This is a genomic window from Pseudomonas sp. PDM14, assembly GCF_014851905.1.
In the GTDB taxonomy this organism is placed as follows: Bacteria; Pseudomonadota; Gammaproteobacteria; order Pseudomonadales; family Pseudomonadaceae; genus Aquipseudomonas.
Genome location: NZ_JACVAQ010000002.1, coordinates 1,077,089 through 1,094,680, shown reverse-complemented (window position 1 = coordinate 1,094,680; position 17,592 = coordinate 1,077,089). Strand labels below are relative to the sequence as shown.

21 protein-coding genes and 1 pseudogene are annotated in these 17,592 nt (G+C 66.6%); 4 read left to right on the top strand and 18 right to left on the bottom strand.

All coding sequences use genetic code 11. The features are described 5' to 3' along the window. The first annotated feature begins 39 nt into the window (after positions 1 to 39). Entirely contained in the window at positions 40 to 882 is an 843-nt protein-coding gene (locus IB229_RS17650; RefSeq protein ID WP_192331213.1) for an FHA domain-containing protein, read from the top strand. A gap of 6 nt (positions 883 to 888) precedes the next feature. Here IB229_RS17650 and IB229_RS17645 read toward each other — a convergent pair whose 3' ends face one another. The 7 genes from IB229_RS17645 to IB229_RS17620 all read right to left on the bottom strand — a co-directional run bounded on the left by IB229_RS17645 (position 889) and on the right by IB229_RS17620 (position 5,167). After that, positions 889 to 1,788 carry a substrate-binding periplasmic protein gene (locus IB229_RS17645; RefSeq protein WP_192331212.1) on the bottom strand — a complete coding sequence of 300 codons (900 nt, stop codon included), beginning with the start codon at positions 1,786 to 1,788 and terminating at the stop codon, positions 889 to 891. A gap of 118 nt (positions 1,789 to 1,906) precedes the next feature. Further along, on the bottom strand, positions 1,907 to 2,236 hold the full coding sequence (locus tag IB229_RS17640; RefSeq protein ID WP_192331211.1) for a DUF2025 family protein: 330 nt from the start codon (positions 2,234 to 2,236) through the stop codon (positions 1,907 to 1,909). 163 nt (positions 2,237 to 2,399) lie between these two features. Continuing rightward, positions 2,400 to 2,930: an ankyrin repeat domain-containing protein gene (locus tag IB229_RS17635; RefSeq protein WP_192331210.1), complete on the bottom strand. Its 531-nt coding sequence runs from the start codon at positions 2,928 to 2,930 to the stop codon at positions 2,400 to 2,402. Positions 2,931 to 3,047: 117 nt separating this feature from the next. After that, positions 3,048 to 3,236 (bottom strand): hypothetical protein, encoded by a 189-nt coding sequence (locus IB229_RS17630; RefSeq protein ID WP_192331209.1) that lies wholly within the window; start codon positions 3,234 to 3,236, stop codon positions 3,048 to 3,050. A gap of 10 nt (positions 3,237 to 3,246) precedes the next feature. After that, on the bottom strand, positions 3,247 to 3,948 hold the full coding sequence (locus IB229_RS17625) for a YebC/PmpR family DNA-binding transcriptional regulator (protein ID WP_192331208.1): 702 nt from the start codon (positions 3,946 to 3,948) through the stop codon (positions 3,247 to 3,249). A gap of 173 nt (positions 3,949 to 4,121) precedes the next feature. Beyond that, on the bottom strand, positions 4,122 to 4,253 hold the full coding sequence (locus IB229_RS22050) for a hypothetical protein (protein WP_263864172.1): 132 nt from the start codon (positions 4,251 to 4,253) through the stop codon (positions 4,122 to 4,124). A 164-nt stretch (positions 4,254 to 4,417) separates the two neighbouring features. Then, entirely contained in the window at positions 4,418 to 5,167 is a 750-nt protein-coding gene (locus tag IB229_RS17620) for a 3-oxoacyl-ACP reductase family protein (protein ID WP_192331207.1), read from the bottom strand. 135 nt (positions 5,168 to 5,302) lie between these two features. Here IB229_RS17620 and IB229_RS17615 point away from each other — a divergent pair, with 135 nt between their 5' ends. Further along, positions 5,303 to 6,226 carry a LysR family transcriptional regulator gene (locus tag IB229_RS17615; protein WP_192331206.1) on the top strand — a complete coding sequence of 308 codons (924 nt, stop codon included), beginning with the start codon at positions 5,303 to 5,305 and terminating at the stop codon, positions 6,224 to 6,226. A gap of 10 nt (positions 6,227 to 6,236) precedes the next feature. On the opposite strand, the gene IB229_RS17610 is transcribed toward IB229_RS17615, so the two are convergent. From IB229_RS17610 to IB229_RS17570, 10 genes and pseudogenes are all read right to left on the bottom strand, one after another. Further along, positions 6,237 to 6,611, bottom strand: coding sequence for a hypothetical protein (locus IB229_RS17610; protein ID WP_192331205.1), 375 nt, complete (start codon positions 6,609 to 6,611; stop codon positions 6,237 to 6,239). A 148-nt stretch (positions 6,612 to 6,759) separates the two neighbouring features. Beyond that, the gene (gene speF, locus IB229_RS17605) at positions 6,760 to 8,940 is read right to left on the bottom strand and encodes an ornithine decarboxylase SpeF (protein ID WP_192331204.1); all 2,181 of its coding nucleotides are present in this window, start codon (positions 8,938 to 8,940) and stop codon (positions 6,760 to 6,762) included. A gap of 344 nt (positions 8,941 to 9,284) precedes the next feature. Next, entirely contained in the window at positions 9,285 to 10,118 is an 834-nt protein-coding gene (locus IB229_RS17600) for a class I SAM-dependent methyltransferase (RefSeq protein WP_192331203.1), read from the bottom strand. 265 nt (positions 10,119 to 10,383) lie between these two features. Then, on the bottom strand, positions 10,384 to 10,638 hold the full coding sequence (locus IB229_RS17595; protein ID WP_192331202.1) for a hypothetical protein: 255 nt from the start codon (positions 10,636 to 10,638) through the stop codon (positions 10,384 to 10,386). A gap of 150 nt (positions 10,639 to 10,788) precedes the next feature. Further along, entirely contained in the window at positions 10,789 to 11,070 is a 282-nt protein-coding gene (locus IB229_RS17590; RefSeq protein ID WP_192331201.1) for a peptidylprolyl isomerase, read from the bottom strand. Between the two features lie 73 nt (positions 11,071 to 11,143). Continuing rightward, the gene (locus IB229_RS17585) at positions 11,144 to 13,117 is read right to left on the bottom strand and encodes an AAA family ATPase (protein ID WP_192331200.1); all 1,974 of its coding nucleotides are present in this window, start codon (positions 13,115 to 13,117) and stop codon (positions 11,144 to 11,146) included. Between the two features lie 240 nt (positions 13,118 to 13,357). Continuing rightward, entirely contained in the window at positions 13,358 to 13,495 is a 138-nt protein-coding gene (locus IB229_RS17580) for a hypothetical protein (RefSeq protein WP_192331634.1), read from the bottom strand. Between the two features lie 110 nt (positions 13,496 to 13,605). Next, positions 13,606 to 14,013, bottom strand: a complete 408-nt coding sequence (locus tag IB229_RS22350) for a CZB domain-containing protein (RefSeq protein ID WP_225579242.1) — start codon at positions 14,011 to 14,013, stop codon at positions 13,606 to 13,608. A gap of 57 nt (positions 14,014 to 14,070) precedes the next feature. Beyond that, positions 14,071 to 14,307: pseudogene (locus IB229_RS22345) on the bottom strand (methyl-accepting chemotaxis protein); the annotation flags it as partial. 558 nt (positions 14,308 to 14,865) lie between these two features. Continuing rightward, positions 14,866 to 15,432 (bottom strand): GNAT family N-acetyltransferase, encoded by a 567-nt coding sequence (locus IB229_RS17570; protein WP_192331198.1) that lies wholly within the window; start codon positions 15,430 to 15,432, stop codon positions 14,866 to 14,868. Between the two features lie 195 nt (positions 15,433 to 15,627). Here IB229_RS17570 and IB229_RS17565 point away from each other — a divergent pair, with 195 nt between their 5' ends. Continuing rightward, entirely contained in the window at positions 15,628 to 16,476 is an 849-nt protein-coding gene (locus IB229_RS17565; protein WP_192331197.1) for a CAP domain-containing protein, read from the top strand. Positions 16,477 to 16,493: 17 nt separating this feature from the next. Here IB229_RS17565 and IB229_RS17560 read toward each other — a convergent pair whose 3' ends face one another. Then, positions 16,494 to 16,955, bottom strand: coding sequence for a helix-turn-helix domain-containing protein (locus tag IB229_RS17560; protein WP_192331196.1), 462 nt, complete (start codon positions 16,953 to 16,955; stop codon positions 16,494 to 16,496). 73 nt (positions 16,956 to 17,028) lie between these two features. Between IB229_RS17560 and IB229_RS17555 the strand changes: the two genes are divergently transcribed. Beyond that, positions 17,029 to 17,514, top strand: a complete 486-nt coding sequence (locus tag IB229_RS17555; protein WP_192331195.1) for a DUF2938 domain-containing protein — start codon at positions 17,029 to 17,031, stop codon at positions 17,512 to 17,514. Positions 17,515 to 17,592 lie beyond the last annotated feature (78 nt).

Below are 17,592 nucleotides of genomic sequence, written 5' to 3'. Positions count from 1 at the left end.
ACCGGCCACAAGAAGAACCCATTCGAGGTAGCAGCAGCCATGCTCAGAATTCACTTCGTCGATAACCGCCAGGCTCCCATCTGGCTGGTTGAAGAGCGTTTCACGCTCGGTCAGGACAGCCGCAACAACCTGGCCGTCGACGACAGTGGTTTGAGCGCCTTCCACGCCGAAGTGCGCCAGGAAAATGGCCAGTACTACCTCAGCGACTGCGACAGCGCCGGGGGCACCTTCGTCAACGACGAGCGCATCGGCAGTCGCTACCAGCTGCGTTCCGAGGACCGCGTACGCCTCGGTTCGCTGGAGCTGCTACTGGTCGACCCGGCGCGCAGCAAGGCCCGCGCCGAGGTGGTGCCGCGCTGGTTCCTGCAGGTGCTCAAGGGCGAACACGAGGGCAAGAAATTCCACGTGCACGGCTCGATGACCTTTGGCCGGTCGGTGAAGTGCGAGCTGTGCTTCGGCGACGCCGAACTGTCGCGTCGCCACTGCGAGTTCTTCCTCAAGGACGATGTGCTCGAGGTCAAGGACCTGGCCTCGGCCAACGGTGTCTTCGTCAACGGCCAGAAAGCCGCCACCGCCGTGCTGCAACCGGGCGACCAGGTGCGCATGGGTTCGGTGCTGCTACTGGTGATCGGGCCGAAGGTCGAGGTGGCCCAGGCCGAAGACGAGGACGCCACGGTGTTCATGCGCGCCATCGACCTGCCGCCGCCGAGCAAGGCGCCGGCAGCCGCGCAGCCGGGTAACCTCAATCCGCTGCGCGCCACAGCGCAGGCCGCGCCAGTGGCGCCGGTGGAGGCCGCCGCGACCGTGAACCGGATGCTGCCGCTGCTGATTGGCGTGCTGGTCGTCGGCCTGTTGATCGCGCTCGGCCTGACGCTGTTCTGAATTCGCCTACGGGCGCGGCAGTGCGCGCAGGTCGTCGCGGCTGAACCACAGCGCCTTGCGTTGCAGCGGCGTGGCCGCAGGCAGCAGCGGGTTGTGCAGTTCGATCAGTTGGCGTTGGTCCAGGCGCGCCTGGCGCAACAGTGGGCCGTAGTGCTGCAGGAACAGGCGGTCGAACGAACCGTCGGCCAACGCTTTCTCCATGCCGCGGCGCACGGTTGCGGCCAGTTGCGGGTTGCGCGGCGAGAAAAAGAAATAGCAGGCGGTCGGGTAGCGCAGCACCAGGTGCGGGTCGATGACCGCGCCTGCCTGGGGGTTGTGCTGCACTTCGTCCCAGGCTTCCAGCACCGAGCGTGGAAAGTAGTCGAAGCGCCCGGCGGCGAGCATGCGGAACAGGCTGTCGTAGCTGGCGGTGACCACCACCGGCAGGCCTTGCCAGCGCAGGATGTCGGTGTCCGGCCAGTCGTGGCCCTGGCCAGCGCGCAGGCTCTGCAGGTCGGCCAGGTTGCGCACCTCGCGCAACAGGTCGGGGCGGTCCTGACGCAGCAAGGCCACGCGCCAGCCGAACAGGCCCTTGTCGATGCCGATGCGCACGGGCAACAGGCGGCGCTCGCGCTCGACGCTGGTCATGGTCCACACCACATCCACCGCACGGCCTTCTTCCAGGCTGAGCAGGGCGCGCTCCTGTTCCATGGCGAATTCGGAGGGTTCCAGGCGCAGCGGGCTGTCGGCTTTATCCAGGGCCAGCTGCAACTGCGCCAGGGCGTAGGTCTGGCGGTATTCCTCACCGGCGGGCGCACGCGGATAGCGCAGCACATCGGCCGCGCTGGCGAGGGTCGTGGTGCAAAGCAGCAGGGCGATCAGCCGGCCTGCCAGTGCCAACCCTGGCGTCAGGTATCTCGATAGCATCCTTTGCGTATGTCCCGGGCCACAATGCTGCCCTGTTGTGGGGCGAGCATTATGCCCGGAGCGTCGGCAAAGCACGACCGACACCGGCCGAGAACGCGGCCTGTGTCCGTTTCCCTGTTCAGCCGGCTGGCAGCAGGGCACGCTGCGCGGTGATTTCCGGCAGGTCGTGGCGGCGCATGTACACGCGCAGCGGTTCGCTGATATTCAGACGGTCGTCGATGTTCTGCTCCAGCAGCAGCTGGAGGCGCTCGCGGCTGAGGTTCATCAGCTCGCCATCGAACGGGCGCCAGACGAATTCGCAGGTGGGGGTGATGCTGGTGTCGGCGACATCCAGGCCGAAGGAGTCTTCACTGAAGCGCACGATGTAGTGGCCGGTCTTGCCGTTGAAGCCGACGAAGCCGCGCAGTTGGTCGGCTGCTTCGCAGATCTGGGTGGATGTGATGCTCATGGGTAAACCTCGCGCGTGAGTTGTCGTGACCACGGTCAGGGGCCGCACGCAGTGCGGGGTGGGCCTTTGCGGCCTCTGCTATCTGGCAAGGATGCTACCGGGCGAGGTGAAGCGCGCCTTGCTCCGGATCAATGAACCGGAGCGGGCGTGTGTGACAGGGGCTTCAGACGGCGCTGCGCAGGCGCTCGACGGCTTGCACGGCGCCCATGTGCTGGGCCGCGGCGAGGGCGGTCAGGCCGCTGGCGTCCTGGCGCTTGGCGTCGGCACCGTGGGCCAGCAGCAGTTCGACCACCTCGACGCGATTGAACATCGCGGCCAGCATCAGTGTGGTCTTGCCGTCCGGGGTGCTGCCTTCGACATCGGCGCCGTGCTCCAGCAGCAGTTCGATGATCGCCACGTCGCCCTTGAAGGCAGCGCCGGCCAGCGGCGTCTGGCCGTTGTTGTTGCGCAGGTCCGGCGTCGCGCCGTGCTGCAGGAGCAGGCGCGTGGTGTCGACATGGCCGTGGTAGCTGGCCAGCATCAGCAGGCTGTCGCCCTTGTGGTTGCGCAGGTCGGCGGGCAGGCCCTGGGCCAGCAGCGTGTGCAGTTCCTCGCTGGCGCCGTTGCGCGCGCAGTCGAAGACCCGCTCGGCGAACGCCAGGGTTTCATCGTCGAGGGGTTCGCTGGAAGGGGAGACGGGGTGTGGCGTGCTCATGCTCAGCTCCTTTGGGCCAGTGGTCGGTGCGTGCTGGCAGCATAGCCGCCGAGGCGCGAACTGGCCGATTGGCTTTGTCGATGGAGCCGATGTCGTGCCGGCGATTGCCAGCGACGTTCAGGACGTGCTCAGGCGCTGCAGTTCGCGGCGCACCATGGCCGCGTACTCGGCGGGCGTGAGCTGGTAAAGCTCGCCGGCGACACAGCTCAGCCAGCGCGGGCCGAGGGCCTCGCGCTGCTGGAGCAGGCGCTCGGCCTCGGCGCAGGCGCGCGCCGCCTGCTGCTGGTGGAACGCGCTGCGGCTCACGGCCGGGCGATCAGCCGGAGAGGCCGACGTAGACGTTCTGTACGTCGTCGTGGTTGTCGAGGGCTTCGAGGAAGGCTTCGACCTCTTCCATCTGCGCCTCGCTCAGGCTGCTGACCGGGTTCTTCGGCATGTAGCCGATCTTCGCCGCGTTGACGGTGAAGCCGTGCTCGGGAAGGGCCTTGCACACGGCGTCGAGGTCGGTGATTTCGGTGACGAACAGGGTGTCGCCTTCTTCAGCTGGCTCGAAGTCCTGAGCGCCCGCTTCGATGGCCGCCAGCTCCGGGTCGGCACCGTTGTCGGTGGAGGCTTCGATCATGCCGACGTGGTTGAAGTCCCAGGTCACCGAACCGGAAGCACCCATCTGGCCCTTGCGGAACAGCACGCGGATTTCCGCAACGGTGCGGTTCACGTTGTCGGTCAGGCATTCGACGATCACCGGCACCTGGTGCGGGGCGAAGCCTTCGTAGGTGGTGCGCTCGAAGTTGACGGTTTCGCCAAGCAGGCCGGCGCCTTTCTTGATCGCGCGCTCCAGGGTGTCCTTGGGCATCGAGGCTTTCTTGGCCGCATGTACGGCAACGCGCAGCTTGGCGTTGGTATCCGGGTCGGCGCCGTTACGCGCGGCGACCATGATCTCCTTGACCAGACGGCCGAAGATCTTGCCCCTGGCGTTGGCTGCGGCTTCTTTCGGTTTGGCTTTCCACTGTGCGCCCATGTTGTTCTCTCGCTTGCTGCGGATGGAAGTCTGTCCGGCTGATCCGGATTAAGGCGGCAGATTCTAGCCGGTCGCGCGCGCGCAGGCACCCCGTACGCATGCTGTGCGGGGTGCGAGCCGATCTGTGGGAGGGTTGTTGCATGCCCGGCATGGGCTGCCGGTGAGGGGGCGGGTCAGTGGATGCCGTGGCTGCCCAGTAGCGGCGTACCGCCGGATTTCTTGTCGCGTTTGGCCGCACGTTTTTCCACGGCGGTCTTCTGCGGTTTCTTCTTCGCCTCTTTGCGCGATTCCATGCCTTTGCTCACGATGGTCACCTCCGGGGTATGTGGATGGGTAAATGCTCGTTGGCCATTACCACCTCCTGGCTGTTGCAGCCGGCGCAAAGAGATGTCGATGAACTGCAGGCAGCATAGACCGGTAACGCAGGCAGCGGGGATAAACCTCCCCGCCGCCTGCCGGCCCTGGTGAATCAGGCGGCGAAACCGCCGTCGATCAGCAGGTTGGCGCCGGTGATGTAGCCCGCTTCCGGACCGGCCAGGTAGGCGACGAAGCTGGCGATTTCCTCGACCTGGCCGTAGCGCCCGACCGCCATCAGCGGCTTCAGCGAGGTGGCGAAGTCGGTGTTGTCCGGGTTCATGTCGGTGTCCACCGGGCCCGGTTGCACATTGTTGACGGTGATGCCGCGCGGGCCGAGGTCGCGCGCCAGGCCCTTGGTCAAACCGACCAGAGCGGACTTGCTCATGGCGTACACGGCGCCACCGCCGAAGGGCATGCGGTCTGCGTTGGTACTGCCGATGCTGATGATGCGCCCGCCGTCGTTCATGTTCCGGGCGGCTTCCTGGCTGGCGATCACCACGCTGCGCACGTTCACCGCCAGGGTGCGGTCGAGGTCGTCGATGCTGAATTCCTCGATGGGCGCGATGGCCAGCACACCGGCGTTGTTGACCAGGATGTCGAGGCGGCCGAAGGTGCGCACCGCTTCGCCGATGGCGGCGCGGATGTCCTGCTCCTGGGCGCTGTCGGCGCGGATCGCCAGGGCACGGCCGCCGGCGGCCTGAACTTCGGCGACCAGCGCATTGGCGCTGTCGGCGGACTGGCTGTAGGTGAAGGTCACGGCGGCGCCTTCACGGGCCAGGCGTTTGACGATGGCGGCGCCGATGCCGCGCGAACCGCCTTGAATGAATGCGACTTTGTTGCTCAGGGACAGGGAAGTGGTCATGGTCGTCTCCAGAAAGTAGTGGGGTAGTCCGAACGGATTTGCTTACTTGACGGGAGTGAGTATCTACCGGTTATTCGTGCTTGATTAGCCGTTAATTTGTGGTTTCTTTAGATCGCAACGGTTTATAGTCGGGCCATGGATACCCTCAATTGCATCGACTGTTTCGTTCGCAGTGCGGAGGCTGGCAGCTTTGCCGAAGCCGCGCGGCGCCTGGGCCTGACGCCGGCGGCGGTAGGCAAGAACGTGGCCAGCCTGGAGGCGCGTCTGGGTGTGCGGCTGTTCCAGCGTAGTACGCGCAGCCTGACCCTGACCGAAGCCGGCGAGCGCTTTCTACTGGAGTCATCGCCGGGCCTGCTCAGCCTGCAGGCGGCCATCGCCAACCTGGCCAGTGCGCAGGGCCAGCCGGCGGGTGTGCTCAAGGTGAGCATGGGGCTGGCATTCGGGCGCTATTACATCCTGCCGCTGCTGGAGGCGTTCCTGCAGCGCTACCCGGCCGTGCAGCCGGACTGGCACTTCGACAACCGCCCCGTGGACCTGATCGCCGAAGGCTTCGATGCTGCCATTGGCGGTGGTTTCGAGCTGTCGCCCGGCGTGGTGGCGCGTGAACTGGCGCCGGCGCATCGGGTGCTGCTGGCCTCGCCGGCCTACCTGCAACAGCACGGTGAGCCACGCACACCGGACGAGCTGCACGGCCACGCCGGTATCCTCATCCGCTCACCACAAACCGGCCGCGTGCGCCCGTGGATGCTGCGCAACCGCGAGGGCCTGCAGGCTCCGATCGACCTGCAGGTGCGCATGACCCTGGGTGATCCGGAAGCGTCCTGTCAGGCGGCGTTGATGAACCTCGGCATCACCCTGGTGAGCATGCCGCATGCGTTGCCGCACCTGCAGAGCGGTGCATTGCAGCGGGTGTTGCCGGGCTGGTACGTGGACACCGGGATCATTTCCATCCACTTCGCCGCGCAGAAACTGCTGCCGCAGAAGACCCGCGTGTTCGTCGATTTCGTCGTCGAGCAGTTCCGCGCCCAGGGGCTGGACAAGCGCTTCTCGGCACTCTGACGCAGCCGCTTCAGACCGCCATGCTCACCAGCGGCAGGTACAGCGCGACGATCAACAGTGCCACTGCCAGCCAGACCAGCACGGTCGCCAGCAGCACGCCACGATGGGCCCAGCGCTGGCGCACCACGGCCCAGATCAGCAGCCAGGCCAGCACGTGCAGAAGGCCTCCGCGCAGCAGGTTCCAGATACCCAGCGGGTATTCGATCAGCAGCAGGGTCGGCAGCGGCAGGGTTGCGCCGAAGCTGGCGAACAGCTCGTTGAACTGCGGCAGGCTCGACCACAAGCCGAAGGCCGCGACGGCGGCGAGCAGCAGTGACAGACCGTAGAGCAGCAGGCCGAGCCAGGGCAGCGGCTGGGCGCCGCGTGCGCGAGTGAGCGATTGCATGGAGCAGGCACATCCTTGATTGCCGGAAGAGGGCGCGCAGTTTCTCCATAACGCGCGCGTTTGGGTAGGGGGCAACCGAGCGCCCCGTCACACCCGGCTGCGACCACAGCACGGAAGGCGCGGCCCGCCGCAGCGGGCCGCGTGAGGCTCAACCCTTGAGCACGTAGCCGTAGGCGCGGATGCGCCCCTGGTCTTGCTTGAGGTACACGCCCTGCAGCTCCGGGGTGAAGCCGGGCAGGCGGTTGATGCCTTCTTCGAGCGCGAGGAAATACTCCAGCACGGCGCCGCCCCAGACCTCACCGGGGACCATGCACAGCACGCCCGGTGGATAGGGCAGCGCGCCCTCGGCGGCGATGCGCCCGGCGGCCTGTTCCAGCGGGATCAGCTCGACATTGCCGCGGGTGTACTCGATCTGCGCCGCTTGCGGCAGCACGGCCATGGTCGGGAAGTGGCTGTGGCGGAACATGTCGCGCTGCAGCTGCTGCACGTTGCGGCTGCGGTAGAGGTCGTGCATCTCCTGGCACAGCTGGCGGATGCTGTAGTCGCGGTAGCGCTCGCTGTACTGCTCGTAGATGCCCGGCAACACGCGGCTCATCGGCGCGTCATCGCTGATGAAGCGCTCGAAGCGGGCGATCTGCGCCACCAGGTGGCTCATCTTCGCCGTGTCCTCGGCCGGGGTGAGCAGGAACAGGATCGAGTTGAGGTCGCACTTCTCCGGGACGATGCCGTTCTGGCGCAGGAAGTTGGCCAGGATGCCGGCGTGGATGCCGAAGTCGGTGTAGCTGCCGTCGATGGGGTCGATGCCCGGGGTGGTGAACAGCAGCTTGCAGGGGTCGATGAAGTACTGGTTGTCGGCGTAGCCGGGGAAGGCGTGCCAGCGGTCCTGCGGGTGGAAGCGGAAGAAGCGGATGTCGTTGGCGATGGCCTCGGTGGGGTAGTCCTGCCAGTCGCGGCCGTCGATGGTGTCCGGCACGAAGGGGCGGATCATCGTGCAGTTTTCCAGCACCAGTTTGCGGGCGTCGATGCCGAACTTCACGCAGTCGTGCCACAGACGCGGGCCGCTGCGCCCGCCGTGGATGCGCGCGTTGACGTCGAGCGAGGCGAACAGCGGGTACAGCGGGCTGGTCGAGGCATGTGCCATGAAGGCGTTGTTCAGCCGCGCGTGGTTGCAGTAGCGCGCCTGGCCCTTGATGTGGCGGTCCTTCTTGTGGATCTGCGAGGCCTGGGAGAAACCGGCCTGCTGCTTGTGCACCGACTGGGTGACGAAGATGCCGGGATCGTGCTCGTTCAGCTCCAGCAGCAGCGGCGAACAGTCCTTCATCATCGGGATGAACTGCTCGTAGCCGACCCAGGCCGAGTCGAAGAGGATGTAGTCGCACAGGTGGCCGATGCGATCGACCACCTGGCGCGCGTTGTAGATGGTGCCGTCGTAGGTGCCCAGCTGGATCACCGCGAGGCGGAACGGCCGTGGCTGCTCGGCCTTGTGCGGCGCCACTTCACTGATCAGCCCGCGCAGGTAGACCTCCTCGAAGCAGTGCGCATCGATGCCGCCGATGAAGCCGTAGGGGTTGCGTGCGGTCTCCAGGTAGATCGGCGTGGCGCCGGCCTGCAGCAGCGCGCCCTGGTGGATGGACTTGTGGTTGTTGCGGTCGAACAGCACCAGGTCGCCGGGGGTGAGCAGGGCGTTGGTTACCACCTTGTTCGAGGCCGAGGTGCCGTTGAGCACGAAGTAGGTCTTGTCGGCGTTGTACACCTTGGCCGCGTGCTTCTGCGCCTGCAGGGCCGGGCCTTCGTGGATCAGCAGGTCGCCGAGGCGGACGTCGGCGTTGCACATGTCGGCGCGAAATAGCGTCTCGCCGAAGAAATCGAAGAACTGTCGGCCCGCGGGGTGCTTGCGGAAGAACTGCCCGCCCTGGTGGCCGGGGCAGGCGAAGGTCGAGTTGCCGGCCTCGGTGTACTGCTTGAGGGCGCCGAAGAACGGGGGCAGCAGGGTCGCCTCGTAGGCCTTGGCCGCGGTTTCCAGCTGGTGGCCGTAATGCTCGGCGTTGTCGCGGGTCGGGTCGAACACGCCGTTGACCTGCAACAGCAGCTCGCGCAGGTGCGGGATGACTTCCGCGCCGTGGGTGCCTTCGACCGAGACGACGATGAAGATGGGAATGTTGAAGCCGGTGCGCTGGATGACTTCCAGGGCGCCGCCCAGCACGTCGGCCACCGAGACCACGGCAACGGCCACGTCGGTGTAGTCGGTCTGGGCGAGGGGAACGATGGCGCGGGTGGCGTGGAAACAGTCGCGGGCGGTATCGCTGGCGGCAATCTTCAACGGATTCATGAACGCGGACCTCCAGTCGGGCGGGCACAATGGCAGCCGTGATCGGGCTGCCCGCGCGGCTCCTTATGAGCCACTATCCATGCCGTCCTGACCATGGACCCCAAAGGGTATAGACCATTGACCGCAGGCGGCCTAGCCCCGGTTAGATCGTGTAGGTCGCGTTCTAGAGCGGTTTAGAGGTTGTCGCGATAATTCGCCGGGTGGCGTTTGAGCGCTGCAGGCCGCGCCCCTCAGGGCCTGGGGCCAGACGCAGAAGCGGCGCGTGCGACAGGGTGTCGCAACGCGCCGCGGCATGCTGCAGATCAATAGAAAGGCCGCCTGCGCCGCTCACGCAGGCCGGGTGATCAGGGCTTCGGCTTGTCGTGCGCCGGTTTGACGAAGTTCAACGTCATGCGGTCCGACTCGCCGATGTCCAGGTACTTCTGCTTGTCCTTGTCACCCAGGCGCAGCTCCGGCGGCAGGGTCCATACGCCTTCGGGGTAGTCCTTGGTGTCGTCCGGGTTGGCGTTGACCTCCGAGGCCTCGATGAACACGAAGCCGGCGTCGGTGGCGAGTTTCTGCACGTACTCGGTCGGCAGGTAACCGGTGTCTTTCACCGCGTCCAGGGCGGTGTCCTTGGCGGCGCGGTGCTCGACCACGCCGAGTTTGCCGCCCGGCTTGAGTACCTCGAACATGGCCTTGAACATTGCCGGTGCGGTGTCGGTTTTCACCCAGTTGTGCACGTTGCGGAAGGTCACCACAGCGTCGGCCGAGTTCGGCTCGCCGAGTACCGGTGCGGTCTGGTCGTACTCGGCGATGCGCGCCTTGGCGTAGCGTCGCGGGTCATTGTGGAATTTCTTGCGCAGGCTTTCGGCACCCTTCGCGCCATTCACCGCGGCAATGTACTGGCCCTTGTCGCGCAGCAGCGGAGCGAGGATTTCGCTGTACCAGCCAGCGCCGGGGCTGACTTCGATCAGCGTCTGGCCAGGTGAGAGGCCGAAGAAACGCAAGGTGTCCATGGGATGGCGGTAGACATCGCGGGCGCGGTTTTCCGGGGCGCGCCAGTCACCGGCGAGCACCTGGTTGTACTGCGCATCGGTGATGTCGCCGGAGCCGTCGACGGGTTCGGCGGCGGCCGCCTGGCCGGCGCAGACGCTGAACAGGGCGGCGAAGAGGTAGGGCAGCGGGCGTGGCGTCATGGGGAATCCCTCATCTGAGACGAAGGGCGCTGAGAGACGGCATTCGACGGCTGCCGCCCGCGCCCTTTTCGTGGGTCTAAGCAGAAGACCGACACAAACGCGCGAATGCTCCCCTGATCGTGTCTAGAACACCGGCTCTTGCGTGGAAACCGGCCCGGGACGCTTTGCGTCCCACAGACGCAGAGCGTCTGCAACGGCATTCCCACGCGGAGCGTGGGAACGATCTGGGCGCTCCTGCGGGGAGCTGGTCAGTCAGGGTGAGGTGTCAGCGCTTGCCCATCGAGCGCCGCGTGCCGCTGGGGGCCGGACCGATCTTCTTCTCGTGGCTGGCGTTGCTGCCTTTCTGGTGCCAGGCCTGGCCGGCGTTCTTGTTCGGCGCGTAGGTGGCGGGCGAGAAGGGGAAGCGAAAGGCCGGGATCGCGGCTTTTTCCGGGTTGGCCACAGGCGCATCGACAGCGGGGCTGACGTCGGCGGGCAGGGCGTCGGCGAGCGGAAGGTCGAGGGTATCGGGGGAGGTCATGAGCAGTCCGCGGCGAGCCGAGAGGAGGAAGAGGCGCGCGAGTATACCGGTTGCCCGGTTTCCTGCTGGTTTACTGGCTGAGTGGCAGAGAGGGGCGCGGCCAGCAGCGCCGGCCGCAGGCTCCCGCGCGTCGCGCGGGAGCGGTCAGGATCAGTCCTGGCGGCTGGTGACTTCGAGCAGGTGGTAGCCGAACTGGGTCTTCACCGGACCCTGTACGACGTTGACCGGCGCGCTGAACACCACGGTGTCGAACTCCTTGACCATCTGGCCCGGGCCGAAGGAACCCAGGTCACCGCCTTGGCGGCTGGACGGGCAGGTGGAATTGTCTTTGGCGACCTGGGCGAAGTCGGCACCGCCTTCGATGGCGGCTTTGAGTTCGTTGCACTTGGCTTCGCTGGCAACCAGGATGTGACGGGCAGTGGCTCTGGCCATGGGAGTAGCTCCTTTCGAGTGAGGGGGGCAGCCTACCGGAAACCCCCTTTCATTCAAACCGCCGCCGGCCGGATCAGGCCATGCCGGGGCCAGCCGTCTGCTCGTCGCTCACCTCGTCGACCAGGGCCAGGTCGAACAGCGGATCGAAGCCGTCGTAGGCACTGGCAGCCACGCGCTCCATGTGCGGCGTGTGGCCGGGCAGCACGCTGACGTTGCCGAGCGATTCGTGCATCAGCGCTTCGACCGCCGCGACCACGTCTTCACCGGGCACGGTTTCCTCTTCCAGCAGGCGCTGGCTGATCTGGTCCAGTGCCGGTTTGAGCCGCTCCACCAACTTGGTGCAGGTGCGGTTGAGCTGTTGCAGCAGGTCATCGGCAGCTTGCAGCGCTTCACGTGGGTCGCTGTCCAGGTGCGCGTCACGCACGGCCTGCAGGCTCAGCAGCGAGCCTTTCGGGCCCATGCCCAGCGCGCCGACCATCGACAGGGCGAGCTTGCTGGCCTCGTGCAGGTCCTGCCCGGCACCGGACGACACCTCATGGAAATACAGCTGCTCGGCGACGCGTCCGGCGAGGAGCATCTGGATGCGTGCGCGCAGCTCGGATTCCAGGTGCAGGCGCTTGTCTTCCACCGGCGTCACCAGGGTCACGCCGAGGGCCTGGCCGCGCGGCAGGATGGTGACCTTCTCCACGCGCCCGCAATGCAGGGCGGCAGCGACGATGGCGTGGCCGGCCTCGTGCACCGCGATGCGCGTGCGGTCAGTTTCCGACAGCGCGCTGGCGCCTAGCGGCTGCTCGCCGATGCGGCAGGTTTCCAGCGCGTCGACGAAGTGCTGCATGACCACCTCGGTCTGCTGGCTGCGGGCGGCGAGCAGGGCGGCGTGGTTGACGATGTAGGCGATCGCCGCCGGGGTCAGGCCGACGCTGTTGCGCGCCAGCTGGGCGAAGTCGAGTGTGCCGCTGGCCTTGACCTTGCCGGCATAGAGGCGGAACAGCTGCTCGCGCTCGGCCAGGCTTGGCAGGCCGACGGCGATGCTGCGGTCGAAGCGGCCTTCGCGCACCAGCGCCGGGTCCAGCGAGTTGGGGAAGTTGGTCGCGCCCAGCACCAGCACACCGCTGTCGGCGGCGAAGCCGTCGAGTTCGGTGAGGAACTGGTTGACGATGCGGTTGCCCTCGGCGTCGCTCGAGCGGCTCTGCTCACCACGGCGGCCGATGCCGTCGATCTCGTCGATGAACACGATGCACGGCGCATGCTTGCGCGCGGTGCGGAACAGCGCCTTGACCTTGTGGATGCCAACGCCGAAGTACATCGAGGAAAAGTCGCTGCCGGTGACCTGGATGAAGTGCGCGTCGCACTCGCTGGCCAGGGCCTTGGCCAGCTGTGTCTTGCCGGTGCCAGGCTCGCCGGTGAGCAGCACGCCCTTCGGCGGCCGCGCGCCGAGGGCAGCGAAGGCAGCCGGGTCGCGCAGGTAGGCGGTGACGTCCTGCAGAGCGAGTTTGGCTTCGCCGGCGCCGATCACGTCGGCGAAGCGAATGCCGGTGCGCTGCTTCAGGGTTTGCGGCGGGTGCAGTTTCCAGGCGACGAACGCCGCGCCGGCAACCAGCAACAGCAGCAGCGGCCATTGGGCCAGCAGCTTGCTGTACCAGGGCGCTTCACCATCGGTGTCGAACAGGCTGACCGGGAACAGGCTGCCGCTGGCGCTGCTGTAGTCGCGCAGGATCATTTCGCCGATGCGCCCGGACTGGTCTGCCAGCCAGTAGTGTTGGCCGTCGGTGGTGGTGACGTACACCGCGTCCTCGCTCAGCGCGGCGCTGGCGATCCGCCCGTCACGCATGTCGCCGACCAGGGTCGAGAGGTCGCGGCGGTTGGCGGTCCAGGCGTCGCTGGACTGCTGCAGTTGCTGGAGCATGGCGGCCGAGGCGTCGCCCGGCGGCGTGGCCTTCGGCTGGCTGGCGTACCAAAAACTGCCGGCGGCAACGGCGAGCAGAAGGATGCACAGGGTGATCACGCCGAGCGAACGGCGGTGGCGAGCGAAAAACGTCTTCTTCATGGCGATCCCGGAAGGCGCGGACTACGGACAACGCCCGTCCACGACGGGCGCATCAAGGCGGCATCGAGTCTCCGCTCGCGAGGGCCGCCAGCAAGGGCGGTGGTTCGGCACGCGAGAGGATTATCGGCACCTGGCCGGGAGCTTTAAGCGATGAGGGACGAACGGACCTGCCGTTTGTCGTGTAGGCACACGCACGTCGCACTACAGGGCGCGGCGTGGGGAGATTCTGTCAGGCAAGTGCTACAGCGGGCCTGGTTCGGGAATCGGTGCGGGCAGCGGGGCGACTTCTTTGAGGTTTTCCAATACCTCCTCAGGCAGGTCGTGGGCCTTCGGCTCGCTGTCGATGGCGTCGTCTTCGGGCTGGTCGTCGTCGGCCATGCGGGGCGCTCCTGCGCGGTGGCGGATACAGGTTTGGGTCCGCCAGGCCGTGCGAGTTCCGCACCGCTCGGCTGCTCGGAGTCGGTCCGTAGGCGAGTAGCCCGCAACGGTCAGGCCGCGAGGCGATCCTGCGGGTGCACGCTGAGCCCCTTCTCGTGCTCGGCCAGGACCTTCTTGACGATGCGCATCACCTCGACGTTGGAGTCTTCCATCACCGCCAGGTGCTGCAGCGCCGCCATCAGCTGGCCGCTGCCGAACGCAGCCAGCGCGGCGCTGCCGGACTGGTGCACCTGTTCGTGCGGGTGTTCGATCAGGGCGAACTCGCGGCTGCCCTTGAGCGCGGCGTTGCCGTCGCCGTAGTACCAGCGGCCGAACAGGCATTCCTCCTCGCTGACCAGCCGGGTATCGGCCGCGCCGGAGAGAATGCCCTCGTAGACCGAGGCCTTGAGCGACAGCTCGGCGAGGTTGGCCAGCTCGATGCCGGAGCGGAAGAACGAACGGTTGATCTCCAGGTGCATGCGCTGCGCCAGGCTGTACACCTCGAACATCGCAGCGCTGGCCTCGGTGGTCATGCCGTGGAAGGTGTGCGCGGTTTTCACGTGGTCGAGGATGCAGCGCTGCGCCTCGCGGATCACGTTCTGGATGTCGGCGGTTTCGCTGACGATGTCCTTGGTCGCGCTGGCGGTCTTCTCCGCCAGGTTGCGGATCTCGCTGGCGACCACGGCGAAACCGCGGCCGGAGTCACCGGCCCGCGCCGCCTCGATGGCAGCGTTGAGGGCGAGCAGGTTGGTCTGGCTGGCGATGGTGCTGATCAGGCCGACGATGCGGTCGATCTCGCCGGCGCGCTCGACCAGCTCGGAGATCCGCGCATTGAGCGTGCCCAGACCGTCCTCCATCAGCTGCGACTGGTCCTGCAGCTCGCTGAACTTCAACTTGTTGTTGATCGCCGCGGCGGCCACGCTCTGCGCGCGCTGGTTGTTGTCCTCCAGGCGGGCGTTGAGGTAGCTGAACGAGTCGCCGACATGGCCAATGGAGCGACCGAACTTGAGCATGTTGCCGGCCAGGCCCTGGTAGAAGGCCAGGTCGGCCTGGCATTGCGGCTCCTGACGCTGTGCGGCGAGGGCCTGCTGCAGATCGGCGATGGTCTTCTCAGCGGCATCCAGGCGTGCCTGCAGCGCGTGGTTTTCGGTCAGGGCGTGGCGGTAGCGGCTGGCGCGGACGAGCAGCATTTCATTCACCTCAGGGTCGGTTTGGGTTGCCCTGAGCGGTCCATGAAACGTGCCAGTTGAGAAGTGCTTGTGAATCAGTCGCTTGGCGCGCTTGATGTCATTTCGACATGCCGCACTGGCGAGTCGGAATGACTTGCCGAGTCATTCCGACAGCGCGCGGGACTTGCGTTGCAGCCAATCTTCGCGAGTCATTTCCCACAGCTGCGACTCGAAGCGCCCGGAGACGAAATCGCTCATCGTGCTGCCGACCAGACGCATGCCGCTGCGCTCGGAGAGGCGTACCGAGCGCACGTTGGGCACGGCCTTGGGCACCTGTAACAGCGGCTTTTGCAGCACCTCGAACCAGTAGCCGGTGACCACGTCGCAGGCTTCCTGCATCAGGCCACGGCCCTGCCACTGCGGGTCGAGCCACAGGCCACGGTTGTTGCCGGGCTCGTCGAGCAGGTTGATCGTGCCGATCAGCTGCTCGGGCTCTTCGCGCCGACGAATCGTCCAGTGCCACTGCGTGCCACGCGCCATCGCCGGCAGGCAGGCATCACGCACGAACGCCAATGCGCCATCCTCGGGATAGGGCCAGGGCACGCGGTTGGCGAGAAATTCGACGATTTGCCACTGCGGGAAAATCGCCTGGATCGCTGGCGCGTCGCTCAGCTCCAGGGCGCGCAGGACCAAGCGTGGGGTGGTCAGGGTAGGGGGCGGGGTGGGCATGTCCGTATCCAGCTTTCGAGCATCGACTTCCATACTGCCCGCCCTGCGGTGGCTGCGCCAGGCAGGGTCGGAACTACTTCGTGCCGTGCCGGGTCGTTTGTCTGGCGCGATATGCAGGCGCGTGTTGCGCACGCCGGAGTGCCAGGCGGGCGCGCAATCGCGCATCATGGGCGCAGTCAGATCAAGGAGAGGTTCATGGGCATCACATCCGTTCTGCGTCCCGCTGCGCTATCCCTCGGCTTGCTGGTCGCCGCCACCGCGGGTGCGGCTGAAGAAACGCAGCTGATCGAGTCGATCAACACCTACCGCAGCCAGGTTCAGCGTTGTGCCGACAAGGTTTCCGAGGAGTTGCCGCCGCTGGCTGCCGATCCGCGTCTGGTGCTCTCGGTCGCCGGGGGGGAAGACTTGCAGCAGGCCCTGGCGCGTGCCGCTTATCCGCTGGTCAACGTGCAGGCCATCAGCCTGTCCGGGCCGCGCGATGCGCAGTCGGCGATGACCGCGCTGCAGGAGAGTTTCTGCAAGGTGGTGCTCGACCCGCAGTTCGTCGATATCGGCGTCAGCCGCGATGGTCGTGATTGGCGAATCGTCCTGGCGCGGCCGCTGCTGGGGCGCGGCCTGGGTGATGGTGCGGCGGAGGGGCAGAAGCTGCTCGAACGGATCAACGCGGCACGTGCGCAGGCTCGCCAGTGTGGCGCGCAAGCCTTCGCCGCAGCCGCACCGCTGGCCTGGAATGCGGCGCTGGCCAGTGCCGCGCAAACCCATAGCCGGGCGATGGCCAACGGTAACTTTTTCAACCACCGCGACCGTGACGGTCGCACCCCGAGCGACCGCGCGGAGCTGGCCGGCTACAGCGGCGGCAACATCGGCGAGAACATCGCGGCCGGGCAGGACAGTGCCGACAAGGTGGTGGCCGGTTGGCTGGCCAGCCCCGGCCATTGCGCCAACCTGATGAGCACGCAGTTCAGCGAACTGGGCGCGGCCCACGCGCTCGACCCGAAGAGCGACGCGGGCATCTACTGGACCGCGTTGTTCGGCGCGCCATAAGCGCGGCTACCTTGCACTCAGGAGGCGGTCGCGGCCGATGGCGTACTGCCTCGGCCCGGCTTGGCTCGTTGCGGTCGTTCACTTGCCGCCGTTCTGGCCGCGAGGTTCATCAGGCGCTGGAACTTGGGGCAATCGAGGTGGCTGGGTGCCGAGCATGACGCTGCGTGGCGCAGGCCGTCACGGATGGCGCTGAGGCGCTTGATGGTCTGGTCGACCTGATCGGCCTGCTGCAGCAACCGTTCGCGGTCGAGGGCCAGTTCGCCATCGGTGGCGAGCATGTCGGCGATGGCATCCAGCGAGAAGCCTGCCGTGCGCCCCAGGGCGATCAGCGACAGACGCTGGATCACTGTTTCGCTGAACACGCGCTTGAGGCCGTTGCGGCCGATGGAGCGGATCAGCCCCTTCTCCTCGTAGTAGCGCAGGGTCGAGGCCGGCAGCCCGGACCAGCGCGCGACCTTGCCGATATCCATCTCTTTCATGCTTGACCTCAAGTCGACTTGAACTGGCAGGCTACTGAAAACGGCCTTTCACAGAGGGTAGAGGGAGATGGGTATGACAGTCGAGATGATCCTGCGGGTGATGACTCTGGGCCTTGGCGCGACGCTGCTGATGGATGGCTGGGGGCTGCTGCGCCGCCGGCTGTTCGGCATCGCCGTGCTCGACTATGCACTGGTCGGGCGCTGGCTCGGGCATATGCGCCACGGCCAGTTTCGCCACACGGCAATCGGCAAGGCGCCGGCGGTGTACGGCGAGAAAATGCTCGGTTGGGCTTTCCACTACCTGACCGGCTTGGCGTTTGCGGCGGTATTCGTGCTGCTGGTGGGCGGCGGTTGGTTGCAGCAGCCGACGTTATGGCCTGCGCTGGCGTTCGGTGCGGTTACCGTTGCCGCGCCATTTCTGCTGATGCAACCGGGTTTTGGCATGGGCATCGCTGCTTCGCGCACGGCGCATCCCACTCAGGCGCGGGTCCGCAGCCTGGTTACGCATCTGGTGTTCGGTGCGGGGTTGTATCTGGCAGCGACGTTGATGCCGTCGTAGGGCGCGCCGTGCGCACCGAAGACCGGCACGTTGCAGCACCTGGCGCCGAGGTGGATGGCAGATAGTTCATCCACTGAG

Excerpts from the sequence above, each read along its gene's own strand:
- IB229_RS17650 (WP_192331213.1), top strand. The coding sequence starts at position 40 with ATGCTCAGAATTCACTTCGTCGATAACCGCCAGGCTCCCATCTGGCTG.
- IB229_RS17645 (WP_192331212.1), bottom strand. The coding sequence starts at position 1,788 with ATGCTATCGAGATACCTGACGCCAGGGTTGGCACTGGCAGGCCGGCTG.
- IB229_RS17640 (WP_192331211.1), bottom strand. The coding sequence starts at position 2,236 with ATGAGCATCACATCCACCCAGATCTGCGAAGCAGCCGACCAACTGCGC.
- IB229_RS17635 (WP_192331210.1), bottom strand. The coding sequence starts at position 2,930 with ATGAGCACGCCACACCCCGTCTCCCCTTCCAGCGAACCCCTCGACGAT.
- IB229_RS17625 (WP_192331208.1), bottom strand. The coding sequence starts at position 3,948 with ATGGGCGCACAGTGGAAAGCCAAACCGAAAGAAGCCGCAGCCAACGCC.
- IB229_RS17620 (WP_192331207.1), bottom strand. The coding sequence starts at position 5,167 with ATGACCACTTCCCTGTCCCTGAGCAACAAAGTCGCATTCATTCAAGGC.
- IB229_RS17615 (WP_192331206.1), top strand. The coding sequence starts at position 5,303 with ATGGATACCCTCAATTGCATCGACTGTTTCGTTCGCAGTGCGGAGGCT.
- IB229_RS17610 (WP_192331205.1), bottom strand. The coding sequence starts at position 6,611 with ATGCAATCGCTCACTCGCGCACGCGGCGCCCAGCCGCTGCCCTGGCTC.
- speF (WP_192331204.1), bottom strand. The coding sequence starts at position 8,940 with ATGAATCCGTTGAAGATTGCCGCCAGCGATACCGCCCGCGACTGTTTC.
- IB229_RS17600 (WP_192331203.1), bottom strand. The coding sequence starts at position 10,118 with ATGACGCCACGCCCGCTGCCCTACCTCTTCGCCGCCCTGTTCAGCGTC.
- IB229_RS17595 (WP_192331202.1), bottom strand. The coding sequence starts at position 10,638 with ATGACCTCCCCCGATACCCTCGACCTTCCGCTCGCCGACGCCCTGCCC.
- IB229_RS17590 (WP_192331201.1), bottom strand. The coding sequence starts at position 11,070 with ATGGCCAGAGCCACTGCCCGTCACATCCTGGTTGCCAGCGAAGCCAAG.
- IB229_RS17585 (WP_192331200.1), bottom strand. The coding sequence starts at position 13,117 with ATGAAGAAGACGTTTTTCGCTCGCCACCGCCGTTCGCTCGGCGTGATC.
- IB229_RS17580 (WP_192331634.1), bottom strand. The coding sequence starts at position 13,495 with ATGGCCGACGACGACCAGCCCGAAGACGACGCCATCGACAGCGAGCCG.
- IB229_RS22350 (WP_225579242.1), bottom strand. The coding sequence starts at position 14,013 with ATGCACCTGGAGATCAACCGTTCGTTCTTCCGCTCCGGCATCGAGCTG.
- IB229_RS17570 (WP_192331198.1), bottom strand. The coding sequence starts at position 15,432 with ATGCCCACCCCGCCCCCTACCCTGACCACCCCACGCTTGGTCCTGCGC.
- IB229_RS17565 (WP_192331197.1), top strand. The coding sequence starts at position 15,628 with ATGGGCATCACATCCGTTCTGCGTCCCGCTGCGCTATCCCTCGGCTTG.
- IB229_RS17560 (WP_192331196.1), bottom strand. The coding sequence starts at position 16,955 with ATGAAAGAGATGGATATCGGCAAGGTCGCGCGCTGGTCCGGGCTGCCG.
- IB229_RS17555 (WP_192331195.1), top strand. The coding sequence starts at position 17,029 with ATGACAGTCGAGATGATCCTGCGGGTGATGACTCTGGGCCTTGGCGCG.